This window comes from Kordia sp. (assembly GCF_045105435.1).
Lineage (GTDB): Bacteria > Bacteroidota > Bacteroidia > Flavobacteriales > Flavobacteriaceae > Kordia.
Genome location: NZ_JBGCDL010000037.1, coordinates 1 through 12,547, shown reverse-complemented (window position 1 = coordinate 12,547; position 12,547 = coordinate 1). Strand labels below are relative to the sequence as shown.

The 12,547-nt window shown below is 35.0% G+C and carries 11 protein-coding genes; 3 read left to right on the top strand and 8 right to left on the bottom strand.

Annotation, left to right across the window (positions count from 1 at the left end; all coding sequences use genetic code 11):
• Positions 1 to 1,531 (top strand): penicillin-binding protein 1C (locus AB8B65_RS01620; protein WP_405299051.1); only part of this gene is annotated, 1,531 nt, incomplete at its 5' end.
• Here AB8B65_RS01620 and AB8B65_RS01615 read toward each other — a convergent pair.
• Positions 1,532 to 3,169, bottom strand: a complete 1,638-nt coding sequence (locus tag AB8B65_RS01615; RefSeq protein WP_405299049.1) for a S8 family serine peptidase — start codon at positions 3,167 to 3,169, stop codon at positions 1,532 to 1,534.
• A gap of 11 nt (positions 3,170 to 3,180) precedes the next feature.
• Complete coding sequence (locus tag AB8B65_RS01610) at positions 3,181 to 4,440, bottom strand: M20/M25/M40 family metallo-hydrolase (RefSeq protein WP_405299048.1); 1,260 nt, start codon at positions 4,438 to 4,440, stop codon at positions 3,181 to 3,183.
• A gap of 43 nt (positions 4,441 to 4,483) precedes the next feature.
• Between AB8B65_RS01610 and AB8B65_RS01605 the strand changes: the two genes are divergently transcribed.
• Both AB8B65_RS01605 and AB8B65_RS01600 read left to right on the top strand, forming a co-directional pair.
• Positions 4,484 to 5,599, top strand: coding sequence for a TolB family protein (locus AB8B65_RS01605; protein WP_405299047.1), 1,116 nt, complete (start codon positions 4,484 to 4,486; stop codon positions 5,597 to 5,599).
• A gap of 577 nt (positions 5,600 to 6,176) precedes the next feature.
• Positions 6,177 to 6,344 (top strand): hypothetical protein, encoded by a 168-nt coding sequence (locus tag AB8B65_RS01600; RefSeq protein ID WP_405299046.1) that lies wholly within the window; start codon positions 6,177 to 6,179, stop codon positions 6,342 to 6,344.
• Positions 6,345 to 6,488: 144 nt separating this feature from the next.
• Here AB8B65_RS01600 and AB8B65_RS01595 read toward each other — a convergent pair whose 3' ends face one another.
• The 6 genes from AB8B65_RS01595 to AB8B65_RS01570 form a co-directional block, all read right to left on the bottom strand.
• Positions 6,489 to 7,433, bottom strand: a complete 945-nt coding sequence (locus tag AB8B65_RS01595) for a C45 family autoproteolytic acyltransferase/hydolase (RefSeq protein ID WP_405299045.1) — start codon at positions 7,431 to 7,433, stop codon at positions 6,489 to 6,491.
• Positions 7,434 to 7,596: 163 nt separating this feature from the next.
• Complete coding sequence (locus tag AB8B65_RS01590; protein WP_405299044.1) at positions 7,597 to 8,145, bottom strand: hypothetical protein; 549 nt, start codon at positions 8,143 to 8,145, stop codon at positions 7,597 to 7,599.
• A gap of 7 nt (positions 8,146 to 8,152) precedes the next feature.
• A complete protein-coding gene (gene prfH, locus AB8B65_RS01585) occupies positions 8,153 to 8,749 on the bottom strand; it encodes a peptide chain release factor H (protein ID WP_405299043.1) in 597 nt (198 codons plus the stop codon).
• A gap of 141 nt (positions 8,750 to 8,890) precedes the next feature.
• Entirely contained in the window at positions 8,891 to 9,451 is a 561-nt protein-coding gene (locus AB8B65_RS01580) for a hypothetical protein (protein ID WP_405299042.1), read from the bottom strand.
• Positions 9,452 to 10,016: 565 nt separating this feature from the next.
• On the bottom strand, positions 10,017 to 11,414 hold the full coding sequence (locus AB8B65_RS01575) for an RtcB family protein (protein ID WP_405299041.1): 1,398 nt from the start codon (positions 11,412 to 11,414) through the stop codon (positions 10,017 to 10,019).
• Positions 11,415 to 11,424: 10 nt separating this feature from the next.
• On the bottom strand, positions 11,425 to 12,547 hold a 1,123-nt coding region (locus AB8B65_RS01570; protein WP_405299040.1), incomplete at its 5' end, for a PcfJ domain-containing protein.

Here is a 12,547-nt window from a genome sequence, read left to right as displayed (position 1 = left end):
AACCTTTTTACAACAAGAAACAAATGCAATTGTTGCCAAACATTACAAAGAGTTACAACAGAATCAAGTGTACAATGCTGCGGTACTTGTTTTAGATGTAAAAACACGAAAAGTCCTTGCATACATTGGAAACACACCAACGGATAAAGCACATCAAAAAGACGTAAATATCATTCACAAACCAAGAAGTACAGGAAGTATTATGAAACCGTTTTTGTATACCGCAATTTTGGACGCAGGCGATTTACTTCCAAACACATTAGTCGTTGATGTACCAACTACAATTGGCAATTACAATCCAAAAAACTTTAATGGATCGTATGATGGCGCTGTGACAGCTAAACGAGCTTTATCGCGTTCGCTGAATGTTCCTGCGGTGCGCATGTTGCAACAATTCGGATTGGATAAATTTCATTATTATCTACAAAAATTACACTTAAAAAATATATCGCAAAGTGCCGATCATTATGGACTTTCGTTAATACTTGGTGGCGCAGAAAGTAACTTATGGGATTTATGCAAAACCTACGCTGCTTTTTCATCAACCTTGAATCATTTTGGTGAAAATTCAGGTCAGTATTTTACCAATGAATTTTGCGAACCTTCTTTTTTATTGGATGAAACTGTTGATTTTGGTTCGCTTACTGCGGAAAAAACAATCTTTGATGCAGGTTCGATGTATTTAACCTATGAATCTTTGAAAGAGGTAAATCGTCCAGAAGGTGAAGAAAATTGGGAGTTTTTTGATTCTAGCAAACAGATTGCTTGGAAAACAGGAACCAGTTTTGGTTTTCGTGATGCGTGGGCAATTGGTACCACCAAAGATTATGTTGTTGGTGTTTGGGTTGGAAATGCCGATGGCGAAGGTCGCCCAGGATTGGTCGGAACTGTTGCAGCAGCACCAATTTTGTTTGATGTGTTTGATATATTGCCAAAAAGTGAATGGTTTGACGTTCCGTATGATGAACTCCAAGAAGTGGACATTTGCGCAAAAAGTGGCTACAGAGCTTCGGAATTGTGTGAAGAAAAGCAACAACAATTTATTCCTGTAAGCGGATTAAAAACAAAACCGTGTCCGTATCATGTTTTGGTGCATTTAGATTTGGAAGAACGTTACCAAGTCAATTCGTCTTGTCAGCCTTTGAGCCAAATGGTGCATAAAAGTTGGTTTGTGTTGCCGCCATTAATGGAATATTACTATCAAAATAAAAATCCGTTGTATACAACCTTGCCATCATTTCGAAAAGATTGTACTGCTGAACTTCAAAAAAGCATGGATTTTATTTATCCGGACGAAGCCACCAAAATTTTTCTTCCAAAAGATTTTGACGGCACTAAAAACGGTATGGTTTTACGCTTGGCGCATTCTATTCCAGACACAAAAGTTTTTTGGTATTTAGATGAAACATTTTTAGGCACAACCGAAACCTTGCACGAAATGGAAATCAAGCCAGAAACAGGCATTCATAAAATTACGGTTGTTGATGCTTTGGGCAATGAAGCCAAACGAACTATTGAGATTCAAGACTGATTATTTTTTCTTTTTTGAAACTTTTGCAGCTAATACTAAGGCATTATATGCATTAACAACTTTACCCGATTTGGAAAGCTCTGAAAATGGAACATACATTTTTTTACGATTCTCATCAAAAATACGCACGTTAAGATCAAAAGAAGTTCCTGATTCCATCAAAATCATTTTTACTTCACTTGCTGTTAAATTAGGATAGTGAGAACGTATCAATGCCGCAATTCCCGAAACTATAGGTGACGCAAATGAAGTTCCCCTAGTAAATTTATATTTATTATTAGTGTCTGTAGTGTATATTTTAACTCCTGGTGCAAATAAATCTACATGCTCTTTCCCGTAATTAGAAAAAGAAGCAGCCAATTTTTCTGTTGCATTATAATTATTAGCTCCAATAACCATGAAGTTGTTTGCGATTTCTTTTTCATTTAGATAATCATTCAAGTAATATTTTTGCTCATCTATATTTCTCCTTGAGTTTCCTGCTGATGTTACCAATAAAACGTCATGCGCTTCTGCATACTTTATAGCATCATGTACCCAAGTTTCTTCTGTTGAAAAGTTTTTTCCCCAACTCATATTTATTACACTTGCGCCATTATCTACCGCATAACGGATTGCCACAGCAACATCTTTATCGTGCTCATCACCCGAAGCTACCATAACAACTGGCATAATTTTGATATTATTAGAAATTCCCTGAATTCCAATACCATTATCTCTCCTAGCTCCTAAAATACCAGATACTGGAATAGAATGCTCAAAAGGAACACGACCATATACTTTATGAGATCCATAAAACCTGTCATTAATATTTTTCACATCATCTCCTACAACTTTACGTTCGTCATAATCTATGTTATACATCTTATAAAGTCCATTCTCATAATATTCTATATCTTCTTTTATACTTTCTAACGTGGTGGAAGATCTCAATTTCTTTTTCATGAAACTGACATATTGAATTACAAGCGTATCTTTTTGTTCCGTTTTTTGTAAATTATACAGATCTAATACTGTAAATTTTTCTTTTTTCAACACTTTTTCTATAAGCTTTGTAGCTTTTACAAATGTTTCATAATCAGTATATGCATTATTTAGTCTTACTTTATATCTATCCAAAGATGATTCAAGTTTATTTTTAGCTTTAGTATATATTTGAAAAGCTAGCTTTTGATTTTTAGAAACGTCTTCTAATTTTTTATCTTTAAAAAGGGAATCATATTTACGAACAACTCTAACTATTTCTACATTTTCATATGCTACAAATTCTTCTTTGTTATTTGATAAAAAATCCCAACCATTTACATCATCTATGTAACCATTGTTATCATCATCAATTCCATTGTTTGGAATTTCATCTGTATTGACCCAAATTTGATCTTTTAAATCTTCATGAAAAATATCAAGCTTTGTATCTAATACAGCAACAATAATTTCTTTTCCTTTTTTGTTAGGAAGTAATTCTTTGTACGCTTTTTCAAGACTTGTACCTGCAATTGTATCTTGTTTATAGTCTTTATGAACCCATGTTTTAAGTTCTTCTTGCGAAAGTTTTTTCTTTTTTGAAAGTGGCGTTTGTGAAAGACATATTGTTGTACAAAAAACAAATATGCCTATAATTAAAATGTGTTTTTTCATGTAGTTACTCATTATTTTTTCTTTTTCTTCTTTTCAAAAAACGTAATTTCTGCTTCTATAATTTCTCCTTTACGATCTACTTTTACAGTAGTTGTATTGCCGTTTTCAAATTTTGATAAAGCGCGCATGTAACTTTTCATATCTGTTACTTCGTGTTCACCCAATTGAACTACAATATCACCTTTTTGCAAACCTGCTTTTTGTGCAGGACGATTTTCACTAATGCCATCAATACGCATGCCTTTTCCATCAAATAAATAATCGGGCACAACGCCTAATGTCACTTTAAATCGTGGTGTATCATCTGATTCATTAACTGTTTTGGTAAAGGTTAATTTTTCTTGCGAATTTACTTCAGAAATAATACGATGAATGTAGTTTCCAATTTGAAGCATTCCTTCGTAATTCAACTTTTCAAAATCGTCGGAAGGCTTGTGGTAATCTACATGTTGTCCTGTAAAAAAGTGCAACACAGGAATATCTTGTAAGTAAAAAGAGGTATGATCTGACGGACCAACACCAGAAACGTTCAATTTAAAATCAAATGTATGTTTGCTATTTGCTTTCTTAATCGTTTCATCCCAAATTGGCGACGTTCCTGTTCCGTAAATGGCTAAAGTTTTGTTTTTCTTTAAACGTCCAACCATATCCATATTAATCATATAATTCACTTTCGTAATATCAATTGTTGGGTTTTTCACAAAATAATTAGAACCAAGCAAACCTAATTCTTCTCCCGAAAAAGCAATGAATAAATAGTTGTTTTCGGTATTTCCTTCCTTTAGTTTATCTGCCAAATACAACATTACTGCGACACCACTGGCATTATCGTCCGCACCATTGTGAATCATTGGTTCGCCTCTGTGCAGCGAACCTTCTTGCCCCATTCCTAAATGATCGTAGTGTGCGCCAATTACAATGGTATTTTCTGCTTTATTATCAATAAATCCTATGACGTTTCTTCCTGTGAGTGATTTTTTCCCGTTTGCCTCTCCGTACTCAACTTCTGCATGTGGATCTGTTTTTGGCGTAAATGTAAATGCCTGAATATATTCGTTGGTGCCTTTCGGCAGAATTCCTAAATCTTTAAACCGATTGGCAATGTGTGAAGCCGCTAACAGTTCACCTTGCGTACCTGTAGCTCTTCCTTCTAATTTATCGTCTGCCAAGACTTTAATATCTTGTTTAATGCGGTTTTCTACGATACGTTCTGTTTTACAAGCACATATAAATGCTAAAAAAAGAATTACAAATACTGGTTTGTTGCACATAAGAAGTTATTTTTGTGCTAAATTATCAAAATATAAGCACTCCATGACACGTATTTTTGTTTTAATCGTATGCCTTACCTTTTTTTCATGTAAAGAAACTTCAAAAGAAAAAACTAATACAACGAAATCTGAATCGAAAGAAACTGTAAAAACGACTTCCAATAATCCATTAATTTATCCAGAAGAAAAGTATTTTAAAAATATTCGCCAAGTCACTTTTGGTGGCGATAATGCAGAAGCCTATTGGAGTTTTGATGATACACAACTCATCTTTCAATCAAATAATACAAAATGGAATGTTTCCTGCGATCAGATGTTTTTGATGAATGTGGATGAAACATTCAAAGACAACATGCCGCCAATGGTGAGCACAGGAAAAGGAAGAACTACGTGTTCGTACTTTTTACCAGATAACAAGCATATTATTTATTCATCTACTCATTTGGTAGATGACGAATGCCCAGAAGTGCCGTTGCGTAAAAACGGAAAGTATATTTGGCCTGTATATGACTCGTTTGACATTTTTGTGGCCGATTTGGAAGGAAATATTGTAAAACAACTTACCAATGAAGTTGGCTACGATGCGGAACCAACCGTTTCACCAAAAGGTGACAAAATTGTATTTACCTCAACGCGTAGTGGCGATTTAGAATTGTACACGATGAATATTGATGGGACTGACGTGAAACAAATTACGTTTGAATTAGGGTATGATGGAGGCGCTTTCTTTTCTCCAGATGGCACAAAAATTATTTTCCGTTCATCACGTCCAAGAACTAAAGAAGAAATTAAAGAATATAAAGATTTGTTGGCAGAAGGTTTGGTACAACCTACGGAAATGGAATTGTACATCTGTAATGCTGACGGAAGCGATTTGCGTCAATTAACCGACTTAGGAAATGCCAATTGGAGTCCGTTTTTTCATCCTTCTGGAGAAAAAATTATTTTCTCATCCAATCATGAGAGCGAACGTGGATTTCCTTTCAATCTATACATGATTAATTTGGATGGAACAGGTTTAGAACGCATTACGCATGGAGAAACATTTGATGCTTTCCCTGTATTTTCAAACGATGGAAAAAAGTTAGCGTTTTCATCTAACAGAAATAATGGCGGCGGAAGAGATACCAATCTTTTTATTGCGGAATGGCAGGAGTAAATTATTTTGTTCAATATAACTTTTGAGCAGTAATTTTTTATTTAACACATATTTTAACTAACTTAGGTATTCAAACCAAAATATGAAACCATGAAAAAAAAGAATCTTAGAAATTTATCATTAAACAAAAAATCTGTTTCTAACTTACAGTCAGAGACCGTAAAAGGAGGAGCAACTTATTTTAATTGCAATGATTCAGGTAATGGCACATGCCGTTGTACAGGAAGTTGGTGTTGGATATCACTCAATGAAGGACCATGTCCTAAATAAAAATTTAAAGCGAACTTTAGTTCGCTTTTTTTATGCAAGATTTTCATCTATAACATAGAAGATCCCTGAATTTCAACTCAACGTTAAGAAATATAAACTGTCTGAAAAATGACACTTCGAATGGTTTTTTGTAATAAAATGAAGAAAAATTGTATTGAGAAATACTTTAAAAAAATATATGCTTTGTTATGATTATACTTTTGTACTCCACAATTTATAAATCAAGAGAAGCACGCTTTTAAATTACACGCATTTTCAAATTTCTTTAAGTATTTTTAAGAAACCAAGAATTCTAAATTATATACAGATGAAAAAAAATCTAAAGAAAATGCAATTAAAAAAGCGTTCAATTTCAACATTAAACGCTAGTGAAGTAAAAGGTGGAATTACAACAACAATCTCTACAATAATTACTGTTACTTGTAAATCGTTTATTCACCAAGGAGAAGACAACTGCGTTTCAAATCAACGTTAGTACATAGTATTATTTGGAAAGTGACTTTTTTGGAAACGTCATAGCGAATGAAATGAAGCTATCTGTTAGTTAACACAAAGATTACTTCGTCGTTTTTCCTCGTAAAGACGTATCAAATAATACAATGTCACTTTCCAAACAATTTTAAGTGCAAATCAACTTAATTTCGCCTGTATTTACAGTAAAAACCATTTGTTGCACGGTAATTCCCATCATCACATTTTGATGCTGTAAAACTTCCAAACACTGTTGCTCTTGTTGTACTTCGTTTTCTCGTAATAATTTCGTTGCGGTATCAAAACGTCCACACGAAGTAGCTTGCAAAATATTACCTGTTACTTGTCCATTTTGCAGTTGTTTATAATCGTTTGTTACGACAATAAAATCTTCTTCCGACATACGTGTTGCTGTTCTTTTTGGCGTGCGTTCAATAACTACTTTTTCATTGGGTTTTGTTCCCGAAAGCAACAATAAACAATCACAAATAATTGGTGTGTTTTCCAGTTTTATTTTTGCTTCTTCAAACGATTCACAGGTTTCCAATACATCGCGCAGTACGAAAGAAATTGGCAAAGCTAATGCTGCTTGATCTTCACTTAACACAGCGTTCAAAGTAATTGCAAACTTCTGCGGTTTTATTCCCGAAAGTGCGCCGACAAATCCTGGCCAACCGATTGTTTTAAAAACCGTTTTTCCGTCTTTTTGATAGTCAAAAATCATGGAATGTGTGCTTAATATGTTCTGATCTGTATGCCAATCTAAGTTTCGTGCGTGTAACATTTGGTTTCCGTTCCACGTTGCAAACGCCGTACAACCAAAATATAATTTTAATACATCGTAATACAAATTCGCTACTAATATTTCATTTACTGAAAAATCAGAAATTGCGGCAATACTTTGTATTTCCTGTATGTACGATTCGCTGACAAATTGTTCTTTATACAGTTCTACGCCTTCAAAAATGAATTCTGATCCTGTAAAATCATTCAAATAACATTGAATTAATTCGTTGACTTCTTTTTTATATTTTGATAGAAATGACCAACGTTCGCTTGGTGGTAAATCTAAATTTATACTATGTGTTTTCATGTCTTTATGTGTTGCTAAATTTCTTATAAAAAGGCTGTCTAAAAAGCGTTGAAAACCGTCATTCTGGACTTGATCCAGAATCTCATTAAGCTGATTTTTAACGGTTCTGAGAAACCGAATCAAGTTCGGTTTGACGAAATCATTACTTTTTAGACAATCTCGTTTATTCTTTTGGAATGGCTACCAATTCCTCACGATCTAGCGGATCAATATTTTTAGCCAATAAACCTATCGAAGCTTGTACTGCCCAACATTTATCACTTGAGTGAATGTTGTTGTATAAACTCAATAAGAATGTCGGATCGACTAAGTTCCAATCTTTTACAAATCGTGATGGAACAGCTTGTTTTACAAAGAAATCTATCGTAATTCGGATCGATTTTCCTGCATCTGTTTCTACTGTTTTTTCGTAGCGTCTAAAATTTTCTTCGCTTTGTAAATGATCGTATCGTGTCCATACTTTTTTAAAATTTCGTTGGTGTAATACATACATTACTTCTGCTACATTTTTTGGATCTACAAAGACATCAATATCTTTATGATCGTGCGCATGTTTGTATTCTGTATGCCCTGTTGGCGATAAAAAATGCCAAGCCCAACCGCCTGATAAAATCACAAATTCTCTTAGAAACTGTAATTCTAGTAAGGACAGTGAAATACGGTCTTGTTTCCATACTTCACCATATCTTTTTTTGTTATGTGGCGCTCCCATAATTGTTCTATTTTTTAAAAACTTGCACCGGATTTCCAAGTTGCAACTGTTTGTGTTGCATCCACTTTTGTTTTTGCACCGCGTTTTGCTGTTTTTGATTCTGTGCGCTTATCGCGATGTTTAATCGTGCAAATGCTAGTTTTTTGTTTAAAAATTGCGAGCGTTCTTCGCTTGCTTGTACTGTAATTCCTGTTGGAATATGTGTCATACTTACAGCAGTTTCTACTTTATTTACATGTTGTCCACCAGCTCCTGAACTTCGTGCCGTTTTGACTTGAACCTCTTTTGGAGACCACGAAATTTGTGTTGGCATTGCGTATACTTTCACATCAACAAACCAGTTTTTACGCTGGTGATGTGCGCGATACGGACTTCTGAAAATAAATTGTATGCTTCCTTGCCAATAGTTTTTAAAATCAGTGGCATCACCTGTTACTCGCAACCAAACTGATTTGTAGTTTTGGTATTTTGTAGCAACCAATTCAATGACATTGAATGTAAAGTTTGGCAATCGCGTTAGCTTTTCTGTTAAGTATTTTACGGCGAGGCAGCATTCTTCTGGTCCTGAACCTGAGGAAATTTGCACCCAAAATTGATTGTCCATAATTTCTATATTTTTTAGTTGATGTAAATTTGATATCCTACTTTATGTCATTCCGCATTTATTGCGGAATCCACTTTGAAATACTATGGATTCCTGCCTTCGCAGGAATGACAGTTGGAATTACACCAAACTCATTTGATATTAATCTAACATGGAATTAAATTTCACGTTAGTTTTTGTCTTGTTTTTACCTTTTGATTTTTTCTTTTTTGACTTCTTTCCAACTTTCATCTTTTCATTGACACGTTTTAATTGATTGTCAACAAAATGTCTATGATCGTTGTTTAAAGCCAAATGTTTTGACTTTTTCAAGCATGTTTTTGCTTCTTTGAATTGCTCTTGCTTTTCTAAAAGAATTGCTTTTATATAGTATAATCGTGCTTTGTCTGTTTGTGCTAGTGAAAACCCAACTTCTAAAACATGCAATGCTTCTTTATAATCGCAAACATCGATAAGCAATAACGAATAGTAGTAATAGGTTTCTACATATTCGTGATCTATGCGTAATGCTTGATGGTAGTATTCGCGAGCACTTGCATAATCGTGTAATCGTTCATGATAAATTCTTCCCATTAAATTATTAGCTCCAGCATGATCGTTTCCTCCAAGAACATATTGTAACTTTTCTATACATTGTTCTAAGTCATACGAATAGCTGTCTAATGCTTGAATGAATAATACATCGTTTGTATATGTTGCCATTTTTGTTTTTGTTTTTTTGTCATTACGAGGAGAAAACGACGAAGTAATCTGTTTTTTATTTTAGCAGATTGCCACGAATTTTTTCAAAAATTCTCGCAAAGACGTTTCAAATTTTATTTTTTTTTACGTCAGTTCGAGTGTTCTGAACTTGTTTCAGAATGTATCGAGAACAGCTTGACATTACAAGACAGTCTAATTTCGATAGTTCTATTGAGCAAAGTCGAAATACAATTTTTTCTTTGCTTCGCGCTGAAAAATCACTCAATCTGACGACTTTACTTTTTGTTTAATTAATTATTACTACATCTTCATTTTTAATACTAGAGAAACCTTGAGAACCTTAGTTTCCCTAGTATTTTTGAGAAGACGCAACTCTAGATTCCCGCTTTCGCTGGAATGATAAATCAGTGTTTCTTTGTTTTGCATTAAGGATGGAGTACTTCGACTACGCTCAGTATAAACTTTTGTCTGAGCTCCGTTTTTCTCGGAGGAAATGCTCTAATTCAATATAGAATGCTGTTTCTTTTGTTTAGATTCCTGCCTTCGCAGGAATGACAAATTGATCTTAGCGATCCATACGCACAATTTTTGGCGTAAAACTTCCAACAACTTCAACCAATTCCGTTTGATTGCTCATCACTTGATGAATGTTTTTGTATGCCATTGGCGCTTCGTCAATTCCGCCACCAATTAAGGTAACTCCATGCTCCTTTAATTGCTTTTTTATATCACTTTGCGTGATGGTTTGCTTTGCTTTTCGTCTTGATAATTGACGTCCTGCACCATGTGAAGCCGATTGCAACGAATGCTTGTTTCCTGTTCCACGAACGATGAATCCTGGCGCTGTCATGGAACCTGGAATGATTCCCAACACTCCTTTTTGCGCTGGTGTTGCTCCTTTTCTGTGCACAACCAATTCTTCTCCGTTGACGATTTCTTTCCAAGCGAAATTGTGATGATTTTCTACCATCGCTAACGGTCTTGAACCTAACGCTTTTCCTAAACGCTTGTGAATATCATGATGACACGCCGAAGCGTAATCGCCTGCTAAATTCATTGCCAACCAGTATTCTTGTCCGTCGTGTGTATTGAGATCGAGCCACGCTAGGTTTTTCGCTTCTCCTGGTAATGGCGTTTGTTGTATTGCTAACTTTGTGTAATGTTTTGCAATGTTTGCGCCCATACCACGCGATCCGCTATGTGACAGAATTCCCAAATATTTCCCGATAGGAACGTTGAATTCGTTGTTTACATCAGAAATGTCTACGATTCCAAATTCTACAAAGTGATTTCCACCACCTGATGAACCGAGCTGTGAATACGCCTTTTTGAACAGTTTTTTTACCGTTGGAATATCTCTGAATTCCGAGCGATCAAATATTTCATGGTCATTGATACGCTTGTGTGTTTCGTAACCTCCAAATTTGGTATGTTCTTGCAGCATATTCACGTATTTGTCTTTGTGACCTTCCAGATATGAAGCTGGAATATCATAGATTGACAAACACATTCGGCAACCAATATCAACGCCAACTCCATACGGAATTACGGCATCTTTTGCGGCTAATACACCACCAATTGGCAAGCCGTAACCTGAATGTCCGTCGGGCATTAATGCACCTGCTTTTGCTATTGGTAATTTTAACGCGGTATACAATTGATGTTTTGCTTCTTCTTGTATTCCGTTTTCGCCAAATATGGTAAATGGCGCACGTTTCGTTTCTAATTGTTTTGCTTCTACTTTTACAGGAGTTGTGAGTTCTTCGGCAATTCTGCCAACCATTCCGTCTCCTAGATATTTTTCAGGATTTTTAAGTATGGTTTTTAAGCGTTGTAACACTTTGTCTTTTCGTTCTCGCTTAAAATTCCGTAGCATTACGTCTATCGCAATACTGATTACTTTTCCTTTTTGTGGATATCCTATTTCTATGAGGTCTTTGCCTCGTAATTTTAATTTTGCCATAACCTAATTTTTAAAGCCATTTCCCGATTTTTAAATCGTGTTGCATTGCCCAATCGTTCATAATTTTTTTAGCAATTGCTGTAATTGGCTTGTTAAATCGTGCTTTTGCTTGCACGATGGTTTGCGATCTTATGTCTAATTCGATTGTCGCTAATATTTCTTGTCCTTTTAAAAAACTGATGCATCGCAATGAAAAGATACTTGTTACTTTTACACAGCATGAACGTGCATACGAAGCCACACAATGATTCATTTTTCGTCCTTCTACTATCAATTCTTTGGAAGAACACAATTCGTATAAGCGATATTTTTTCTCATCTTTTTCACTTTTGTTTGTTATGATAAGCGAACTGTCTAACGTTGGTTTCCATGTAAACATTTCTACCATACTTGCACTGTGAATTGCTTGTGCTACGTGCCATTCGTCCGATTGTCTTGTAAGCGATGTGATGGTTCTTCCTTTGATAGAATAGTCAGCATTGTTACGAATGCAATCATTCAAATAATCGATGATTTCTTCCATTTTGTTGAAATCGAGCATCGCTTGTTGCATAAAGAACTGAATCACCGTTTCCCAGAAAGCTTCATTCTCAAAATCATTTCGACTTAAGCCTGTACATGCAATACGTCCTGCGAGTAATTCATCGCTACCAAAAGCCAATGCTTGTGCTCTACGCAGCGCCATTTCAATGGTATAATCTGCTGGCGCTTGTAAAAATTGATGTGCTCCTTTTTTGGTTAACCGAACTGGTATTTTGGATAAGCTTTTTACACTTTGTCCTCTTCCTAAATCAACAAACCAAGCAATGTATTTGTTGTTATTATCTAACCAAGCTTCATACATAAACGCTGGTACTTGGTATTTTACAAAGCAGTGTTTTATGATACTTTTTAGTTGCTTTTCAGCATTGTGACTGTTTCGCTTCCATGTTTTTATATCTCTTATAGCGAATGTATTAAACCTAGCTACTTGATAAATAGCGCGTAAAAAATCTTGGTTTCGCAGCAGTTTTGTACAGCGTTTTTTGTAGAGATGTAATAGTATATCTCTGAACGCTTTGCGCCTGCTTGGATGCTTCTTTTTGCTTAATGCACTAAAATGACTTTGTATGATATATGCCAACGAATTGTAT

Excerpts from the sequence above, each read along its gene's own strand:
- AB8B65_RS01615 (WP_405299049.1), bottom strand. The coding sequence starts at position 3,169 with ATGAAAAAACACATTTTAATTATAGGCATATTTGTTTTTTGTACAACA.
- AB8B65_RS01610 (WP_405299048.1), bottom strand. The coding sequence starts at position 4,440 with ATGTGCAACAAACCAGTATTTGTAATTCTTTTTTTAGCATTTATATGT.
- AB8B65_RS01605 (WP_405299047.1), top strand. The coding sequence starts at position 4,484 with ATGACACGTATTTTTGTTTTAATCGTATGCCTTACCTTTTTTTCATGT.
- AB8B65_RS01600 (WP_405299046.1), top strand. The coding sequence starts at position 6,177 with ATGAAAAAAAATCTAAAGAAAATGCAATTAAAAAAGCGTTCAATTTCA.
- AB8B65_RS01595 (WP_405299045.1), bottom strand. The coding sequence starts at position 7,433 with ATGAAAACACATAGTATAAATTTAGATTTACCACCAAGCGAACGTTGG.
- AB8B65_RS01590 (WP_405299044.1), bottom strand. The coding sequence starts at position 8,145 with ATGGGAGCGCCACATAACAAAAAAAGATATGGTGAAGTATGGAAACAA.
- prfH (WP_405299043.1), bottom strand. The coding sequence starts at position 8,749 with ATGGACAATCAATTTTGGGTGCAAATTTCCTCAGGTTCAGGACCAGAA.
- AB8B65_RS01580 (WP_405299042.1), bottom strand. The coding sequence starts at position 9,451 with ATGGCAACATATACAAACGATGTATTATTCATTCAAGCATTAGACAGC.
- AB8B65_RS01575 (WP_405299041.1), bottom strand. The coding sequence starts at position 11,414 with ATGGCAAAATTAAAATTACGAGGCAAAGACCTCATAGAAATAGGATAT.